The sequence below is a fragment of the Pantoea sp. EEL5 genome (genome assembly GCF_049892805.1).
GTDB classification, from domain to species: Bacteria; Pseudomonadota; Gammaproteobacteria; order Enterobacterales; family Enterobacteriaceae; genus Pantoea; species Pantoea ananatis.
The window spans coordinates 1-18,320 of sequence record NZ_JBNDNJ010000003.1; the positions used below are offsets into that span (position 1 = coordinate 1).

Sequence of the window (18,320 nt, forward strand, 5' to 3'; positions counted from 1 at the left end):
GAGTCAACCTCTTTTTCAGAAGTTTTTCTCCGGCGGAAACTCCTGGGAGCCTCCTGCTGAACACCGCGTTACGTAAGCCGTTGTGCCGTGTCAGTGGAGGCGCATTATAGGGAAGCTTTCACAGAGCGCAAGTGCAAATTTGAACTTTTTTGCTGTTCGTCTGAAATTTGCACAAAGGGGCTGTTTTACGCGCTTTTAATACGGGCAGGTAACTCGGCAAGACTCTTTATTACCCAGTCAGCCAGCGCTTCACCTTCAGCCGTGACCGGCTTACCGCTGCGCACAAGGACTTTCTTACCTACGCCGGCTGCCTCGGCGGCCTGCATATCTTCCAGTTTGTCACCCACCATATAAGAGGCCGCCATATCGATGTGCAACTCTTGTTGCGCGGACAGTAACATCCCGGGCTGAGGCTTACGGCAGTCACACTGCTGGCGATATTCTTCAATCGTCGCGTCGGGAAGGTGCGGGCAGAAATAGATCCCATCAAGGTCAATATCCCGATCGGCCAGCGACCAGTCCATCCACTCGGTAAGCCGCATAAACTGATCTTCGCTAAACATACCGCGAGCAATACCAGACTGGTTAGTCACGACAACCAACGCAAAGCCCATCTTCTTTAATTGTTGCAATGCTTCAATGACGCCATCAATAAACTGGAAATTATCGATTTCGTGGACGTAGCCGTGATCAACATTGAGGGTGCCATCGCGATCGAGAAAAATGGCCGGGACTTTATTCGTCACGTAAAAACTCCTGCTATAAAAATTGCCGATCAGTATCGCACGATTGCGATTAAAGGGAGAATGTCTGATTGAATCACTTCCATTGATTTAGACGTCTGGATGCCTTACCATCCATCCAGCTTATGCATGCTTTCAGTGATGAGAGCACACCAGACCACGGACAATGCAAGACGATAATAAATAACGTAATGATTAAATTAGAAAATATTACCAAAGTGTTCCAGCAAGGTTCGCGATCGATACAGGCATTATCAAATGTCAGCCTGCACGTACCTGCCGGGCAAATCTATGGCGTCATCGGTGCATCCGGTGCCGGTAAAAGCACGCTCATTCGTTGCGTGAATCTGCTTGAACGCCCGACTTCCGGCCGCGTGCTGGTTGACGGTGCAGACTTAACGGCGCTGGGCGAACGGCAACTGACTCAAGCCCGCCGTCAGATCGGCATGATTTTCCAGCACTTTAACCTGATGAACTCACGCACGGTTGCAGGCAACGTTGCGCTGCCGTTAGAGCTGGGTCAGCTCTCTCGTGAGGAAATTAAAAAGCGTGTGACCGAGCTGCTGGATCTGGTCGGCCTGGCTGATAAACACGACGCCTGGCCAGCCAATCTTTCCGGTGGTCAGAAACAGCGCGTCGCTATCGCGCGTGCGCTGGCAAGCAATCCCAAAGTCCTTCTGTGTGATGAAGCCACCAGCGCGCTCGATCCGGCAACAACCCGTTCGATTCTTGAATTGCTCAAAGATATTAACCGTCGTCTTGGCCTGACCATTCTGCTGATTACGCATGAGATGGATGTCGTAAAACGCATCTGCGATCAGGTCGCAGTGATAAGCCAGGGCGAGTTAATTGAAAAGGACAGCGTGAGCGAAGTCTTCTCGCATCCTAAAACGCCGCTGGCACAACAGTTTATCCAGTCAACGCTGCATCTGGATATTCCGGACGATTATCAACAGCGCCTGTCACCTGAAGCAGGCCCAGAGAGCATGCCCTTACTGCGTATGGAATTCACCGGGCAGTCTGTCGATGCACCTTTACTGTCTGAAGCCGCGCGTCGTTTCAATATCAACAACAACATAATTAGTGCGCAGATGGATTATGCCGGCGGTGTGAAGTTCGGCATCATGCTGGCGGAAATTCACGGCAGCGAAAGCGATACACAGGCCGCGATTCAGTGGCTGCAGGAACATCACGTAAAAGTAGAGGTACTAGGTTATGTCTGAAGCGATGATTGCGTTGCTGGGGCGCGGCGTGTGGGAAACGTTGATGATGACCTTTGTCTCTGGCTTTTTCGGTTTCGTACTGGGATTACCAGTAGGCGTCCTGCTCTATGTGACCCGTCCGGGTCAGATTCTGGAAAACAAAGGTTTGTATCGGGTGCTGTCGGCGCTGGTCAACATCTTCCGCTCTATTCCCTTTATTATCCTGCTGGTCTGGATGATTCCGTTTACCCGCATCATTGTTGGCACCTCTATCGGTTTACAGGCAGCCATTGTGCCACTGACCGTGGGTGCGGCGCCCTTTATTGCCCGTATGGTTGAGAACGCCCTGCTGGAACTGCCAACCGGACTGATCGAAGCGTCACGCGCCATGGGTGCCACACCGATGCAAATCGTGCGAAAAGTGCTTCTGCCCGAAGCCCTGCCCGGCCTTGTCAATGCGGCCACCATCACGTTGATTACGCTGGTCGGCTACTCTGCTATGGGCGGAGCCGTGGGCGCGGGCGGTCTTGGACAGATTGGCTACCAATACGGTTATATCGGATATAACGCGACAGTGATGAATACGGTATTAGTGTTATTAGTCGTTTTGGTGTATCTCATACAATTCTGTGGCGACCGCATCGTGCGTGCTGTGTCCCATAAATAAGCAAGCAATATCACTATTAAGGAAAGGATATGTCTTTCAAATTTAAAAAAATTGCCGCTGTGGGTGCATTAATTGGCGCGATTGCGCTGGCAGGATGCGATCAAAAAGCCAAAGATCCAAACCACATTAAAGTGGGCGTGATTGTCGGCGCAGAACAGCAGGTTGCGGAAGCGGCGGCTAAAGTCGCTAAAGACAAGTATGGCCTGGATGTTGAGCTGGTCACCTTTAACGACTACGTGCTGCCTAACGAAGCACTGAGCAAAGGTGATATTGATGTGAATGCCTTCCAGCATAAACCGTATCTGGATCAACAAATCAAAGATCGTGGTTACAAGCTGGTATCCGTTGGTAATTCTTTCGTTTATCCGATTGCGGGCTACTCGAAAAAGATCAAATCACTCGACCAACTGCAGGACGGCGCGCAGGTTGCCATTCCTAATGACCCAACTAACCTTGGTCGTTCGCTGCTGCTGCTGCAGAAAGTGGGCCTGATTAAGCTGAAAGACGGTGTGGGCCTGCTGCCAACCTCACTGGATATCGTTGAGAATCCAAAACACCTGAAGATTGTTGAGCTGGAAGCGCCACAGCTGCCACGTTCACTGGACGATCAGCAAATCGCACTGGCGGTCATCAACACGACTTACGCCAGCCAGATCGGCCTGACACCGGCGAAAGATGGCATCTTTGTTGAAGATAAAGACTCACCGTACGTGAACCTGATTGTTGCGCGTGAGGACAATAAAGACGCAGAAAACGTGAAAAAATTCGTGCAGGCTTATCAGTCTGACGAGGTCGCGGATGCGGCGAACAAAGTCTTTAACGGTGGTGCAGTTAAAGGCTGGTAATTCAGCCTCCCATCTCTCCTCAGGGCGGCTTATAGCCGCCCTTTCTGATATTGCGCTTTGCTGACTTGTTATTTATCCGTGTCCTTGTTTCAATAACGCCACTTTTTGAAACTTGAGGATGTTGCCATGCGTTTTTTACCGCTCTGCTTGTTAGCATTGATGCTGACAGGGTGTGTTCGAGAGTACCACCCAATAAGCAGCGCACCTTCTCATCCGCAGCAATCCAGCGAACCGACACGTAAGCCAACGTATCGTCCCGCGCCTGTTAAGGTTTACACCGATGCGGCCGATCTGGTGAGCAAACCCTTCCGCGATTTAGGCGAAGTGTCCGCTGAAGATTGCCAGGTGAGCAATCAGAGCTCCCCCCCAAATATCGCTACCGCACGTAAACGTATGCAGATTAAAGCGTCACAGATGAAAGCCAATGCTGTGCTGCTGCATAAATGTGAAATCGTCAGCAGCACGCCGGGCTGCTACCGTCAGGCTGTTTGTCAGGGATCGGCGTTGAAAGTCACCAGTCAATGAGTGAATTCGCCTTTGCGCAAATCGGCGTGATCCGTTCTCCCTGGAAAGAGAAGTTCGCCGTGCCGCGTCAGCCTGGGCTGGTACAGGACGGCGGCGGCGAACTGCATCTTTTGCCGCCTTATAACCAGGCGGATGCCGTGCGCGGCCTGGAAGACTTCAGCCACCTCTGGATTCTGTTTGTTTTTCATCAGACCATGGAAGGCGGCTGGCGCCCTACCGTACGGCCTCCACGGCTGGGCGGTAACGCGCGCATGGGCGTTTTTGCCACCCGCTCCACCTTTCGCCCCAATCCCGTCGGCATGTCGCTGGTTGAGCTCAAAGGCATTCGCTGCGAGAAGCAGCAGGTCATTCTGCAACTGGGCAGCCTGGATTTAGTGGACGGTACGCCGGTTGTCGATATTAAACCTTACCTGCCTTTTGCCGAGGCCCTGCCCGAAGCGCGCGCCGGTTTCGCGCAGGCCGCGCCGGAAAGCACTATGCCGGTCCGGTTTTCAGCGCTTGCCCAACAGCAGTTGCAACAGCACGCCCGCTATCCGCATCTGGCACGCTTTATCAGCGACGTTCTCGCTCAGGATCCGCGGCCCGCTTACCGTAAAGGCGAAATCCAGGACAGGGAATATGCCGCCTGGCTAATGGAGTTTAACGTGCGCTGGCGCATTGATGACGCAGGGACGGAAGTCGTGGCTATCGATCCGCGTTAAAACCCGCTTTTTAGCCAGTGATCTCACTGGTACACTAGCCGCCAGCAAATTTTGTCTGTGAATTTCCGATCAACTGGAATCGTAATCAATGCGTACTACTCAATATCTGCTCTCTACTCAGAAAGAGACACCTTCTGACGCGGAAGTGATCAGCCACCAGCTGATGCTGCGTGCCGGGATGATCCGTAAACTGGCTTCAGGCTTATATACCTGGCTGCCAACCGGACTGCGCGTATTAAAAAAGGTCGAAAACATCGTCCGTGAAGAAATGAACAATGCCGGTGCCATTGAGATTTCAATGCCTGTGGTGCAACCCGCCGATCTGTGGCAGGAGAGCGGTCGCTGGGAACAGTACGGTCCAGAGCTATTGCGTGTTGCCGATCGCCATGAGCGCCCGTTTGTGCTCGGTCCGACGCACGAAGAAGTGATCACCGATCTGATTCGTAATGAGCTGAGCTCCTACAAACAGCTGCCGCTGAATCTGTATCAAATCCAGACTAAATTCCGTGATGAAGTGCGCCCGCGCTTTGGCGTAATGCGTTCGCGTGAATTCATTATGAAGGATGCTTACTCCTTCCATACTTCTCAGGAATCGCTGCAGGAAACCTATGACGCGATGTATCGCGCCTACAGCCAGATTTTCAATCGTATGGGGCTGGATTTCCGTGCAGTGCAGGCTGATACCGGCTCAATTGGTGGTAGCGCATCTCACGAATTCCAGGTGCTGGCGCAGAGCGGTGAGGATGACGTGATTTTCTCAACGGCGTCTGACTTCGCCGCCAACATTGAATTTGCTGAAGCCGTCGCGCCCGCGGGCGATCGTCCTGCGCCTGCAGAAGAGATGCGTGAGGTGGATACGCCGAATACCAAAACCATCGCAGAACTGGTGAGCCAGTTCCAGCAGCCGATTGAGAAAACCGTGAAAACCCTGATGGTGAAGGGCGCAGAAGAAAGCGGTCACGCGTTGGTGGCGTTGCTGGTTCGCGGCGATCACGAACTGAACGAAATCAAGGCAGAGAAATCGCCTCTGGTTGCTTCTCCGCTGACCTTTGCCACCGAAGAAGAGATCCGCGCAGCGGTTGGTGCGGGTCCTGGTTCGCTCGGCCCAGTGGGGCTGAATATGCCAGTTATCGCAGACCGTACCGTGGCGAAGATGAGCGATTTTAGTGCCGGTGCCAACATTGAGGGTAAACACTATTTCGGCATCAACTGGGAACGCGATCTGCCAATGGCGCAGGTAGCCGATCTGCGTAACGTCGTGGAAGGTGACCTGAGCCCGGATGGCAAAGGTACGTTGCAGATTAAACGTGGTATCGAAGTCGGCCACATTTTCCAGCTGGGCACCAAATACTCTGAAGCGATGAAAGCCTCCGTACAGGGCGAAGACGGTCGTAACCAGATCATGACCATGGGCTGCTACGGCATCGGCATCACCCGCGTGGTTGCGGCGGCCATCGAGCAGAACCATGACGACCGCGGCATCATCTGGCCTGCTGCGCTGGCGCCGTTCGAAGTGGCGATTCTGCCGATGAACATGCAGAAATCGTTCCGCGTGAAAGAGTTAGCGGAAGAGCTTTACAACACGCTGCGCGCCAAAGGCGTAGAGGTGATTCTGGACGATCGTAAAGAGCGTCCGGGCGTGATGTTTGCGGATATGGAGCTGATTGGCGTACCGCACACCATCGTGATTGGCGATCGCAATCTTGATAATCAGGAGATTGAGTATAAAGCCCGTCGTGCCGGTGAGAAGCAGATGATCAAGCAGGATGAAATTGTCGAATTTCTGCTTAACGCGCTTAACAAGTAACCGCACTATAACGCCCCTTTAAGGGGCGTTTTTTTTTGCTGAATAACGTGCGACTATCAGGCTTGTTCCCGCATTCTGTTCCTGTCTGACTTGTCATAACGCCCCATGCACATGTCCCTTATTGCACCTTGCCGCGCAGCGCTTTGGTATTGCTGCGCCGTGACTTGCCCTCCAGCCTGCGCTCTTTCGAGGCGCGCGTAGGTCGTGTTGAGCGCCGGACTTTCTCTACCGTGGTAAGTTCGCGGATCAGGTTGACCAGCCGCTGCAGTGCCGCCTCCCTGTTCATCTCCTGACTCCGGTACTCCTGCGCCTTGATGATCACGGTTCCGTCACCGGTAATTAAGTGGTGGCTGGCATTTAGCAGTCGCTCTTTATAGAACGGTGGCAAGGACGAGGCGGCAATGTCGAAACGTAGATGAATGGCTGTGCTGGTTTTATTCACATGCTGACCGCCAGAACCCTGCGCCCGAATAGCCGTCAGTTCAATTTCACTGTCCGGCAGCTCAACGTTGCGTGACAGCATAATCATCTGTCACCTGCCTGCGTGCAGTACGCGTTTCTTTGTATCGGGCTATCCATTCACTGAACCTTTCGTGCTTTATCCTGAGTCGTCTTAGACGGCGTAGCCAGCTACTTTAGCAGTGATTTGCGCGCGGTTCCTGTTTTTGCCTGGCTGATTTTCTGGAAATGCCTGTGATATAGTCGCTAATCAACCAGAGTGTTTCTGCTCTGCTGAGGAGGTGCCTGTGCAAAAATATTGTGAGTTAGTTCGCCAAAAATATGCCGAAATCGGCAGCGGAGATCTGGGATATGTACCCGATGCCATTGGCTGCGCCTTAAAAGCGCTAGATGATATTGCCGCGAATGTTGCGCTAAACGCTTCTCTCAGGGAACAGGCGGCCTATGCCGCCGCAAACTTATTGGTGAGCGACTATGTTGATGAATGAAGCTTATAAACCCATCAATTGCGATGACTACGATAATCTGGAACTCGCCTGCCAAAAAAACTGGATGCTGTCGCTGGAGTTAAAAGACGGTGAACAGCTTAAGGCCAAAGCCAAAGATATTCTTTCACGTAAAAACGTTGAATATCTGGCGATTGACCTTTCCGGTGAAACGCGCGAGTTACGCCTCGATCACATTGCCAGCTTCAGCCATCCTGAACTCGGCACCGTTGTTGTCAGCGAAGAGTAATTCACTTCCCGTCGGGCGGGATGCACTCCCGCCCACCTCATTCAGGTTTCAACGAACTGTAATAGGCGGCTAAATTCGCCATATTCTCATCATTTAAGCCTGCCACAAATGCCTTCATGACTTCAGCCTGTCCCCCGCTTCGTTCCCCTTTCTTATAGGCCTGTAATGCCTGGTTAAGATAGGCCGCATTTTGGCCAGCCAGATTGGGATAGAGAGGCGTGGTTGCTTTACCCTGTGCCCCGTGGCAGGCCATACAGGCGGCCGCGCGTTGCTCACCCGCTTTCACATCGCCTGCGGCGTGGACCGGTAAAACAGTTATCAGCAGCAAGGCTGCTATGCGTTGCATTATTCCGGCTCTCCCGTCGTTTTCTGCCAGTTGACTTGCCAGCCAGCGGCATCCTCGCTGGCACCTTCGCGGGTAACAAACAGCCCGGGCGCGCAAATCAACGTCTGATTAAAATAAATTAATGGAATGCGCGCGCGTTGCCAGGGCGGGATATTCAGCCTCTGCCAGATTTTTTTTATGTCTCGTCCGCCTGGGCGATTCACGATATGCACATAGCCTGTTGCGTGAAACCGCACGAATACCTGCTCCTGCGGTTGTGGGCAGCGAAGCGTACTCGTGCTTTTTTCGGCCGTCAGTACGCCCAGGTTTTGTGGCAAATGCAGAGGTTGTTCGACGTCATTCCAGGCGATTTCACAGTCAGCTAAAGAGGCGCTGAGCGGCAAGTGGTAAAGCTGCTGCCGGTAGCGACGGATCTCGTGGTTGCCCAGCTTCAGGCGCGGCTGCGCATCTTCACGGCACAACATGATCTCCTGACGGATTCGGCGTAATGCTTCGCGCGACGGCATTTTCTCGCCCTGAGCGGCCAGCCAGCGGCGCAGCAGGGCGTTGCCTTTTACCTCACTCATGGTCAGCAAAGGTGTGAAGCACAGGCTACCGTCGGGTTGAATAAGCTCGCTAAGCGGCTCAGCCAGTAACTCATCCAGCAGTTGCTCCTGCTCGCCACACAAGGCGGCACTGCGCGCCGACGCCTCGGCAAAATGCGGCCAGCGGCGCAGAACCGTCGGCAACAGCTGCTGACGCAGAAAGTTTCGGTCATAGCGCTGATCCTGATTGCTTTCATCTTCAACCCAGACCAGTTGATGCGCCTCGGCATACTGCTCCAGGCTCAGGCGGGAATGGTTTAACAAGGGTCTGAGTAAGGCATGTCCGGCAAACGTCGCCGCCGCCGGCATGGCCGCCAGGCCCGCCGGGCCGCTGCCGCGTTTCAGCGCCAGGAGCAGCGTTTCACACTGATCGTCCAGATGCTGCGCGGTTAGCAGCTTTTCATCCGCGCACAGCGCCTGCCCCAGAGCCTGATAGCGCACCTGCCGCGCTGCCGCTTCAATGCCTTGTCCCTGATCCGTTACCTGCACACGCAGGACTTCACAAGGAATCTGCCACCGTTCGCACAGGCACAGGCAGTGCGCTGCCCAGCTATCGGCATTCGGGCTGAGGCCATGATGCACATGCAGCGCACGCAGCCGTGACCGCGGGCGCGCTTGCTGCCAGGCCCGCAGTTGATGAAGCAGAACGGTAGAATCCAGACCACCGCTGAACGCCACGACCAGCGCGTCATTTTCCTTTAACAGTGCGTCAAAATCAGACATGTTCTCAATCCATACCGCGGCCAGTGGAGTCGCCCAAAGCCGCCATTTTACGCCTGATAGAGTTCCAGCGGCAAACCATCCGGATCGGCAAAGAACGTGCAGGGCTTTCCGGTTAGCTCATCGATGCGGATCGCTTCACATATCACGCCTTGCGTTGCCAGATAGCGCATCGCCGCTTCAACGTCCGGCACGCTGAAGGCCAGATGACGCAGGCCACAGGCTTCCGGTTGACTGACGCGTGCGGGCGGTTTGGGAAACGAAAACAGCTCAATCGTATACTGACCGTTCAGTGCCAGATCCCCTTTCCACGAATCACGCGCTTCACGATAGTGTTCGCTTTGCAGTTCGAACCCCAGAATGTCGCAGTAAAACGCTTTGCTGCGCGAATAGTCTGATGCAATGATCGCGATATGATGGATGTGCGTTAGCTGTAGCATCGTTGCTTCCTGTTAAACATGACGTCCTGTTACCCGGCCTGTTTCAGCACACGTACCCGATATTCCCCCTCTTCGGTGAGGATCGCGCCGTGAATATCCGTCTCAAAGCCAGGATAGTGGCGTCCAATGCTACACAGCATTAACAGGAAGTCGAGTACGGCGCGGCTTTGTTCTGTGATCATTTCACCAGGCATCACCAGAGGAACGCCCGGAGGATAAGGCAGGATCATGTTGGCAGAGATGCGGCCCACCAGCTCATTGATGTTCACGGTTTCAATATTGCCCTTCACCTGTTGCTGAAAAGCCTGGTGCGGCGTCATTTTCATCTCGGGCAACACGTCAAACGCCTTCAACATGAGCCGCGGTAAATCATGTTGCTGGATAAGACGGTGGATCCCCTGCGCCAGCGTCTGAATACGCATGTTGCGATAAAAATCGGGATCCTCCGCATAGAGATCCGGCAACATATTTTTGACCCGGAGATTGAGATCGTAGGCGCGCTTAAATTCCGTTAACCCTCGCAGCACGCTCATCGCTTTGGTTTTATCAATGCCGATACTAAACAGGAATAACAGATTGTAAGGGCCGGTTTTTTCAACCACGATGCCGCGCTCATCCAGGAACTTCGCCACCAGCGCCGCCGGAATGCCCTCTTCCGCCATCACGCCCAGCTCGCTCATGCCGGGTGTCAGGATCGTTACCTTGATCGGATCAAGATACATGTGGTCGCGATCGGCCTGGGTGAATCCGTGCCAGTCCTCTTCCCCCGGCTGTATCGGCCAGCACTGGGCTTCATCAACGTGTTCAGGCTGCCAGATATCAAAAAACCAGCTGTCGCACTCTTCTCGCAACCGCTGTATCTCACGACGGAAATGCAGGGCGCGTTCCACTGACCGGTTAATGAGCCTTTTGCCCGGATTTCCCCGCAGCATCGCCGCCGCTGTCTCAATGGATGAGACGATGGCATAGTTCGGTGAGGTGGTGGTGTGCATCATGTAGGCTTCATTAAACGTCTGCTCGTCATAGTCGCCTTTAATATGAATCAGCGAAGCCTGGGAAAAAGCCGCCAGCAGTTTATGGGTGGACTGCGTTTCATAGAAGACTTTACCCGGCACCCGCTCACCGCTCATGCCGCTTTTCCCCTCATAGATGGGATGAAAGTTGGTATAGGGAACCCAGGCAGAATCAAAGTGGATCGACGGCACCTCAAGGGTTTGCTTGATGTACTGAGTGTTGTAGAGCAAACCGTCGTAGGTCGAATTGGTAATCACCGCATGTACCGGCCAACTGGCGCGCGGCGTGACCGCCACTTTTTGCTCGATGCTGGCACGGGTGAACTCTTTTTGCGGAATACCGCCCAAAATACCCAATGCGTTGCGTGTTGGCTTGAGCCAGATGGGGATCAAATCGCTCATCATCAACAGATGCGTGAGCGACTTATGGCAGTTGCGGTCCACCAGAATCGTGCTGCCTGCCGGGGCAGCATACATTCCGACGATTTTATTCGAGGTCGAGGTGCCGTTGGTCACCATGTAGCTCTGTTCCGCACCAAAAGTGCGGGCGATATACTCCTCGGCTTCCAGATGCGGCCCTGTGTGGTCCAGCAGCGATCCCAGTTCCGTTACCGAAATCGAGATATCCGACTTCAGCGTATTGGCACCAAAAAAGTCATAGAACAAGCAGCCGACCGGGCTTTTCTGGAAGGCCGTACCGGCCATATGGCCAGGGGTACAGAAGGTGTATTTCCCCTCTTTCACATAGGTAAACAACGCTTTGGTCAACGGCGGCGTGATGTTGTCGAGGTAGTCATCTGTGTACTGGCGAATGTGAAGAGCAATATCGTCGGCGGCATTCAGAGCATATTCAAAGAAATGCAGCGGCATACGCATTTCATTAATACTGATATCCATCTGGGAATGGGTATTGATAAAGGCATACAGCGGCAGGTATTCATTAAGCTGATTGATTTCACCACACAGCTCCGGGCTGTTGTGTTCATCCCAGTCAAAAATGACGCCGCTGATACGGGGATTGTGTTCAATGAGTTTTAGCAGATCGTCATTGTTTTTCGGCCGGATGAGTTGAAAACCTTGCTGACTCAGCGCGACTTCCAGTTCGCGCAAGGGTTCATCTTTGTAAAACACGCCATGCGCGCCCATGATCGCCAGAATATTCAATGCACATCTCCCTGATTGTTGAGGCATTAAGTAAGCATAGCGAATGATGCCACTCAACTGCAGTCAGATTAATGGCATAAAAAAAGCGGACCGAAGTCCGCTTTATCGTCATGAAGCACAATCAGGCGTAGCCGTAGCTCATCAGACGTTGATAACGGCGATCGAGCAGTTCTTCGGTGCTGAGCCCTTCCAGATCTGCCAGATCGGCCAGCAGTTGCTGTTTCAGCGACTGCGCCATTTCGACAGGATGACGATGCGCCCCGCCCAGTGGCTCAGGGATAACCGAGTCAATCAGCTTCAGCTCTTTCAGACGCGGCGCGGTAATACCCATCGCTTCGGCTGCCAGAGGCGCTTTATCGGCGCTTTTCCACAGAATAGAGGCACAGCCTTCCGGAGAGATAACAGAGTAAGTGCTGTACTGCAGCATGTTAACTTTATCACCCACACCAATAGCCAGCGCACCACCGGAACCGCCTTCACCGATGACCGTACAGATCACAGGCACCTTCAGACCGGACATTTCCCGCAGATTACGGGCAATTGCCTCAGACTGACCACGCTCTTCCGCACCAACGCCAGGATAAGCGCCCGGCGTGTCGATAAAGGTCAGGATTGGCATCTTGAAACGCTCAGCCATTTCCATCAGGCGCAGCGCTTTGCGATAGCCTTCTGGTGCTGGCATGCCAAAATTACGGCGAATCTTCTCTTTGGTTTCACGTCCTTTCTGGTGACCAATGATCATGACCGGGCGACCATCAAGGCGCGCAATCCCGCCCACAATGGCTTTGTCATCCGCATAAGCACGGTCACCCGCCAGCTCATCGAAATCGTCAAAGGCATTGCGCACGTAATCAAAGGTATAAGGACGTAGCGGATGGCGTGCCAGTTGTGCAATTTGCCATGCGCCCAAATCGGCGAAGATTTTACGGGTCAGCTCAACGCTTTTCTCGCGCAGTCGCTTCACTTCTTCGTCGAGATTGACGTGTTTATCGTCCTGACGACCAATCGAGGTTAGCGAATCAATCTTCGCTTCCAGTTCTGCAATTGGCTGTTCAAAATCCAGGTAATTAAGACTCATAATGTTCCTGTTTTAGTCAAACTCCAGTTCCACCTGCTCCGATCCAATTAACGACCGCAAATCGTTGAGTAAACGATCGCTGGGCGAAATTCGCCACGCTGCACCAAAGCGTAGCTTCGCTCGCGCGTCGGCTCTCTGATAGTAGAGATGCACCGGAATTGTCCCTGAACGATGAGGTTCCAGGGACTGACGGAGTCGGTTTAATAGCTGGTCATCAATTTGCCTGTCCGTCAGCGAGATAGCAAGTCCACGGGCGTATTTTTCGCGCGCTTCGTCGATGTCCATGACTTCCCGGGCGGTCATTTTAAGCCCACCACTGAAGTCATCAAAGCTGACCTGTCCGCTGACGATCAGGATACGGTCTTTCTCCAGCAGTTGCTGGTATTTATCTAACGCATCGGTAAATAACATGACTTCGAGACGGCCGGAACGATCGTCAAGTGTACAAATACCAATTCGGTTGCCGCGTTTGGTCACCATTACACGCGCAGCAATCACCAGACCTGCCGCAACGGTAATCTTACCACGATCGGTAGGATGCATATCTTTCAAACGCATCCCGCCAACGTAACGCTCAATTTCTTTTAAATACTGATTAATAGGATGGCCGGTAAGATACAACCCAAGGGTTTCTCGTTCACCATCCAACTGCACCTGTTCCGGCCAGGGCGTCACGCTGGCATAGGACTGTTCTACCTGTTCAGGCTCGTCGGCCAGTACGCCAAACATGTCCGCCTGGCCGATCGCTTCGGCTTTCGCATGCTGATCCGCCGCCTTCAGCGCATCGTTAAGGGCGCTCATTAAGGCAGCGCGGTGTGGGCCGAGACGATCAAAGGCACCTGACATGATCAGTTTTTCCATGACCCGACGGTTGATCTTTTTGGTATCGGTGCGCGCGCAGAGATCGAACAGCTCCCGGAAATAACCGCCCTCGTTACGCGCATCGATGATCGCTTCGATCGGCCCTTCACCGACGCCTTTAATGGCGCCGATGCCGTAAACGATCTCGCCCTCATCATTGACGTGGAACTGATACAGGCCCGAGTTAATATCCGGCGGCAGGACCTTTAGCCCCATGCGCCAGCACTCATCCACCAGGCCAACCACTTTTTCCGTGTTATCCATATCCGCCGTCATGACCGCAGCCATAAATTCGGCCGGATAATGCGCTTTCAGCCACAGCGTTTGATAGGACACCAGCGCATAAGCCGCAGAGTGCGATTTGTTAAAACCGTATCCGGCAAATTTCTCTACCAGATCGAAGATTTTCATCGACAGTTCGCCGTCGATGCCCATGCTTTCAGCGCCGTCTTTAAAAACGGAGCGCTGCTTGGCCATCTCTTCGGGTTTCTTTTTACCCATGGCGCGACGCAGCATATCCGCCCCGCCGAGCGTATAGCCAGACAGGACCTGGGCGATCTGCATCACCTGTTCCTGATACAGGATAATGCCGTAGGTCGGCTCGAGAACCGGCTTCAGGCTTTCATGCTGCCACTGGATATCAGGATAGGAGATGGCTTCCCGACCGTGCTTACGGTCGATAAAGTTATCCACCATGCCCGACTGCAACGGGCCAGGGCGGAACAGCGCCACAAGGGCGATCATGTCTTCAAAGCAGTCAGGTTTCAGACGCTTGATCAGATCTTTCATGCCGCGCGATTCAAGCTGGAAAACCGCCGTGGTTTCCGCGCGCTGCAGCATATCAAAGCTTTTCTTGTCTTCAAGCGGAATGGTGGCGATATCGATCGGCGGCAACCCCTGCTTTTCACGGCGCGGGTTAATCATCTTCAGTGCCCAGTCGATAATGGTCAGCGTACGCAGCCCCAGGAAGTCAAACTTCACCAGGCCGGCATATTCCACATCATTTTTATCAAACTGCGTCACCGGATACTGGCCGTTTTCGTCACAGTACAGTGGCGCAAAATCGGTAATTTTGGTGGGCGCGATCACTACTCCACCCGCGTGCTTACCAGCGTTTCGCGTAACACCTTCCAGCTTGCGCGCCATATCGATTAGCGCTTTGACTTCCTCATCGGCCTCATAAATTTCCGGCAGTTGCGGTTCTGCAGCAAAGGCTTTTTCCAGCGTCATGCCCGGATCGGGCGGCACCAGCTTTGAAATACGATCGACAAAACCATAGGGATGGCCCAGAACGCGTCCCACGTCACGAATGACAGCCTTAGCCGCCATCGTACCGAAAGTAATAATCTGAGACACCGCTTCGCGGCCGTACATGTCGGCCACGTGTTCAATCACCTGGTCACGTTTCTCCATGCAGAAATCGACGTCGAAGTCGGGCATGGAAACACGTTCTGGGTTTAGGAAACGTTCGAACAGCAGGTCGAACTCGAGCGGATCAAGGTCAGTGATCTTGAGCGCATAGGCGACTAAGGATCCCGCACCAGAACCACGGCCCGGCCCAACCGGCACGCCGTTATCTTTCGACCACTGGATAAACTCCATCACGATCAGGAAGTAGCCAGGGAACCCCATCTGGTTAATAACGTTGAGTTCCACTTCCAGACGTTCATCGTATTCCGGCCGCTTTTCGGCCCGTACGGCTTCGTCCGGAAACAGCATCGCGAGGCGCTCTTCCAGCCCCTCGCGGGATTTCATCACCAAAAAGTCTTCGGTGGTCATATCCCCTGTCGGGAACTGGGGCAGAAAGTACTCACCCAGCCGGACCGTGACGTTACAACGCTTAGCAATCTCTACGCTGTTTTCCAGCGCTTCCGGGATGTCCGCGAACAGCTCGCACATCTCCTCTTCGCTGCGCATGTATTGCTGAGGACTGTAATGGCGAGGACGTTTCGGATCGTCGAGCGTGTAACCATCATGAATGGCAACGCGGATCTCGTGGGCGTCGAAATCTTCTTCATTGATGAAGCAGACTTCATTCGTGGCAACAACGGGGATCCCTTCTGCAATCGCCAGCTCAACCGCCGCATGCAGATAGCTCTCCTCATCAGGACGACCGGTACGGACCAGCTCCAGGAAGTAGCGATCGGCGAAATGCTGTTGATAGAAAGCCAGGCAGTCAGACACCAGCGCGCTGTTACCTCGTAGCAGGCTGCGGCCAACATCCCCTCGACGGCCTCCGGACAGCAGAATCAGTCCTTCCTGCAGTTCGGCCAGCCAGTCGCGATCGATAATCGGGCCAGCAATACCGTAACCCCGTTGGTAAGCACGGGAAATCAGCAGTGTCAGATTCTGATAGCCGGTATTATTTGCCGCCAGCACGGTAATCTGGGTCAGTTCATCGCCCATCAACTCGCTGGCAACGTTAAAATCTGCCCCGATAATCGGTTTAACCCCTGCCCCGTGCGCACCGCCGTAAAATTTCACCAGCCCGCAAAGGTTGGTGAAGTCGGTAATCGCGATGGCTGGCATTCCCAGCGCAGCCGCTTTCTTGATCAACGGGCCGGTTTTCGCCAGGCCGTCGACCATGGAATAGTCGCTGTGTACGCGCAGATGTATAAAACGGGGTTCGGCCATATCAGTTTCCGGTTAAAACAGGTTCGGATTAGCGCAGCGTGGTCAGGCTGCTCGCCAGTACATCGGCATCAATCAGCGCATTACGCACCGGCGCAAAGCTGCGGCGGTGATGAGGGGTTGCACCGTACTGCGTCAATTTTTCCATGTGTAACGCCGTAGGATAACCTTTATGCTGCGCAAAACCATACTGCGGAAACAACAAATCCAGCTCTGCCATTTCACGATCGCGCGTGACCTTGGCGATGATGGAGGCGGCACTGATTTCGGCGACCAGGCTGTCGCCTTTCACCACTGCCAGAGAAGGCATCGGCAACGCCGGACAGCGATTGCCGTCAATCAGCACAAAGTCTGGCGTGATGGACAGGCCAGCGACCGCGCGCTGCATCGCCAGCATGGTGGCGTGCAGGATATTAAGATTGTCGATCTCGTCCGGTTCTGCGCGCCCCAGGCTCCAGGCGAGCGCTTTCTCTTTGATTTGATCAAACAGCGCGAGACGGCGTTTTTCTGACAGTTTTTTGGAGTCTGCCAGGCCGGGAACAGGATTCGCGGGATCGAGGATCACGGCGGCGGTCACAACGGCCCCGACTAATGGCCCGCGCCCGACTTCGTCCACCCCGGCAATACAACCGGCGGCAGGATAGATAAAATCAGCCATTGGCAAGCTCCAGCACCGCATCTGCGGCTTGTTCGTCAGCGTTCCAGCGGATCTGCTGGTGCAGTTCATAAAAGGTGTTCAGCAGCGTTTCACGTTCACGACTGGCATGCAGCAACGGATCCAGCGCCGCGGCCAGCGCCTCAGGCTGACATTCATCCTGCAACAGCTCTTTGACCAGTTCGCGCCCGGCCAGCAGATTCGGCAAAGAGACGTAATCCGTTTTGACCAGTCGTTTAGCCAGCCAGAAGGTAAACGGCTTCATGCGGTAGCCAACCACCATCGGGCATTTTGCCAGCATGCACTCCAGCGCCGCCGTTCCCGAAGCCAGTAGCGCAGCATCACTTGCCACCATGGCTTCCCTGCCCTGACCATCCAGCAGGTGCATCGGCAGCTCAGGCGCGACCTCCGCTTTAATTTTTTCAAACTGTTCGCGGCGCTTAGCGTTAACCAGGGGCACGACAATTTCCAGCGCCGGATAGTGCGTACGCAGACGCTGTGCGGTTTTAAGGAAATCCGCACTCAGCATTTCGACTTCGGCACCCCGGCTGCCGGGAAGCAGTGCCAGACAGAGCGCGTGCTCGTCTATGCCAAGATGGCGGCGAGCGGCGGCCTTATCGGGCTGTAACGGCATGGCATCCGCCATGGTATGACCAATAAAGCGACAGGGAACGTTGAAACGGTCGTAGAAGGCTTTTTCAAACGGCAGAAACGCCAATACCAGATCGGTATTGCGGCCGATTTTAAAGACGCGCTTTTGTCGCCAGGCCCAGACAGAGGGGCTGACGTAATGAATGGTGCGAATGCCTGCGCGTTTGAGATGGCCTTCCAGCGTGATGTTGAAATCCGGCGCATCAATACCGACAAAGACGTCAGGCTGAAGCGCGGTAAAGCGCTGCGTAAGATCGCGACGAATACTTAATAAACGCCGTAACCGCCCCAGCACCTCCACAATGCCCATCACCGCCAGCTCTTCCATCTCATACCAGGCTTCGCAACCTTCGGCCTGCATTAGCGGACCCGCGACACCAACAAAACGGGCATCAGGATGACGCGCTTTTAATGCCCGAATCAGGCCTGCGCCAAGGATATCGCCAGAGGTTTCTCCGGCGACCAGGGCAATCGTAAGGGGACGCGCTGACAT

At 54.0% G+C, this 18,320-nt stretch carries 18 protein-coding genes; 8 read left to right on the forward strand and 10 right to left on the reverse strand.

The features are described 5' to 3' along the window. Nucleotides 1-185 precede the first annotated feature (185 nt). On the reverse strand, nucleotides 186-746 hold the full coding sequence (gmhB, locus tag ACPXSQ_RS14325) for a D-glycero-beta-D-manno-heptose 1,7-bisphosphate 7-phosphatase (RefSeq protein ID WP_014606544.1): 561 nt from the start codon (nucleotides 744-746) through the stop codon (nucleotides 186-188). Between the two features lie 188 nt (nucleotides 747-934). Here gmhB and metN point away from each other — a divergent pair, with 188 nt between their 5' ends. The 6 genes from metN to proS all read left to right on the forward strand — a co-directional run bounded on the left by metN (nucleotide 935) and on the right by proS (nucleotide 6,490). Continuing rightward, the gene (gene metN / locus ACPXSQ_RS14330) at nucleotides 935-1,966 is read left to right on the forward strand and encodes a methionine ABC transporter ATP-binding protein MetN (RefSeq protein ID WP_020693764.1); all 1,032 of its coding nucleotides are present in this window, start codon (nucleotides 935-937) and stop codon (nucleotides 1,964-1,966) included. Beyond that, nucleotides 1,959-2,612, forward strand: a complete 654-nt coding sequence (locus tag ACPXSQ_RS14335) for a methionine ABC transporter permease MetI (RefSeq protein WP_013024713.1) — start codon at nucleotides 1,959-1,961, stop codon at nucleotides 2,610-2,612. Before metN ends, ACPXSQ_RS14335 begins: the two co-directional genes overlap by 8 nt. A 29-nt stretch (nucleotides 2,613-2,641) precedes the next feature. Then, nucleotides 2,642-3,457: a MetQ/NlpA family lipoprotein gene (locus tag ACPXSQ_RS14340; protein WP_014592975.1), complete on the forward strand. Its 816-nt coding sequence runs from the start codon at nucleotides 2,642-2,644 to the stop codon at nucleotides 3,455-3,457. 126 nt (nucleotides 3,458-3,583) lie between these two features. Continuing rightward, complete coding sequence (gene rcsF / locus ACPXSQ_RS14345; RefSeq protein WP_014592974.1) at nucleotides 3,584-3,982, forward strand: Rcs stress response system protein RcsF; 399 nt, start codon at nucleotides 3,584-3,586, stop codon at nucleotides 3,980-3,982. Continuing rightward, nucleotides 3,979-4,683, forward strand: a complete 705-nt coding sequence (gene tsaA / locus ACPXSQ_RS14350; RefSeq protein WP_013024710.1) for a tRNA (N6-threonylcarbamoyladenosine(37)-N6)-methyltransferase TrmO — start codon at nucleotides 3,979-3,981, stop codon at nucleotides 4,681-4,683. The genes rcsF and tsaA overlap by 4 nt, the downstream gene beginning before the upstream one ends. A gap of 88 nt (nucleotides 4,684-4,771) precedes the next feature. Beyond that, the gene (proS, locus tag ACPXSQ_RS14355) at nucleotides 4,772-6,490 is read left to right on the forward strand and encodes a proline--tRNA ligase (RefSeq protein WP_013024709.1); all 1,719 of its coding nucleotides are present in this window, start codon (nucleotides 4,772-4,774) and stop codon (nucleotides 6,488-6,490) included. Nucleotides 6,491-6,608: 118 nt separating this feature from the next. On the opposite strand, the gene arfB is transcribed toward proS, so the two are convergent. Next, complete coding sequence (arfB, locus tag ACPXSQ_RS14360) at nucleotides 6,609-7,019, reverse strand: alternative ribosome rescue aminoacyl-tRNA hydrolase ArfB (protein ID WP_013024708.1); 411 nt, start codon at nucleotides 7,017-7,019, stop codon at nucleotides 6,609-6,611. Nucleotides 7,020-7,236: 217 nt separating this feature from the next. Here arfB and ACPXSQ_RS14365 point away from each other — a divergent pair, with 217 nt between their 5' ends. Both ACPXSQ_RS14365 and rof read left to right on the forward strand, forming a co-directional pair. Further along, on the forward strand, nucleotides 7,237-7,437 hold the full coding sequence (locus tag ACPXSQ_RS14365; protein WP_014606545.1) for a YaeP family protein: 201 nt from the start codon (nucleotides 7,237-7,239) through the stop codon (nucleotides 7,435-7,437). Next, nucleotides 7,424-7,684 carry a Rho-binding antiterminator gene (gene rof, locus ACPXSQ_RS14370; protein WP_013024706.1) on the forward strand — a complete coding sequence of 87 codons (261 nt, stop codon included), beginning with the start codon at nucleotides 7,424-7,426 and terminating at the stop codon, nucleotides 7,682-7,684. The genes ACPXSQ_RS14365 and rof overlap by 14 nt, the downstream gene beginning before the upstream one ends. 37 nt (nucleotides 7,685-7,721) lie before the next feature. On the opposite strand, the gene ACPXSQ_RS14375 is transcribed toward rof, so the two are convergent. From ACPXSQ_RS14375 to lpxB, 8 genes are all read right to left on the reverse strand, one after another. Next, the gene (locus tag ACPXSQ_RS14375; protein WP_426144117.1) at nucleotides 7,722-8,030 is read right to left on the reverse strand and encodes a c-type cytochrome; all 309 of its coding nucleotides are present in this window, start codon (nucleotides 8,028-8,030) and stop codon (nucleotides 7,722-7,724) included. Continuing rightward, entirely contained in the window at nucleotides 8,030-9,337 is a 1,308-nt protein-coding gene (tilS, locus tag ACPXSQ_RS14380; RefSeq protein ID WP_110286477.1) for a tRNA lysidine(34) synthetase TilS, read from the reverse strand. The genes ACPXSQ_RS14375 and tilS overlap by 1 nt, the downstream gene beginning before the upstream one ends. A gap of 47 nt (nucleotides 9,338-9,384) precedes the next feature. After that, nucleotides 9,385-9,774, reverse strand: coding sequence for a VOC family protein (locus ACPXSQ_RS14385; RefSeq protein ID WP_013024703.1), 390 nt, complete (start codon nucleotides 9,772-9,774; stop codon nucleotides 9,385-9,387). 29 nt (nucleotides 9,775-9,803) lie between these two features. Beyond that, nucleotides 9,804-11,951, reverse strand: a complete 2,148-nt coding sequence (locus ACPXSQ_RS14390; protein ID WP_022622238.1) for a lysine decarboxylase LdcC — start codon at nucleotides 11,949-11,951, stop codon at nucleotides 9,804-9,806. A gap of 121 nt (nucleotides 11,952-12,072) precedes the next feature. Next, on the reverse strand, nucleotides 12,073-13,029 hold the full coding sequence (accA, locus tag ACPXSQ_RS14395) for an acetyl-CoA carboxylase carboxyl transferase subunit alpha (protein ID WP_013024701.1): 957 nt from the start codon (nucleotides 13,027-13,029) through the stop codon (nucleotides 12,073-12,075). A gap of 12 nt (nucleotides 13,030-13,041) precedes the next feature. Next, nucleotides 13,042-16,524, reverse strand: coding sequence for a DNA polymerase III subunit alpha (gene dnaE / locus ACPXSQ_RS14400; protein ID WP_014592968.1), 3,483 nt, complete (start codon nucleotides 16,522-16,524; stop codon nucleotides 13,042-13,044). Nucleotides 16,525-16,552: 28 nt separating this feature from the next. After that, entirely contained in the window at nucleotides 16,553-17,179 is a 627-nt protein-coding gene (rnhB, locus tag ACPXSQ_RS14405; RefSeq protein WP_014606548.1) for a ribonuclease HII, read from the reverse strand. After that, the gene (gene lpxB / locus ACPXSQ_RS14410) at nucleotides 17,172-18,320 is read right to left on the reverse strand and encodes a lipid-A-disaccharide synthase (protein ID WP_013024698.1); all 1,149 of its coding nucleotides are present in this window, start codon (nucleotides 18,318-18,320) and stop codon (nucleotides 17,172-17,174) included. The genes rnhB and lpxB overlap by 8 nt, the downstream gene beginning before the upstream one ends.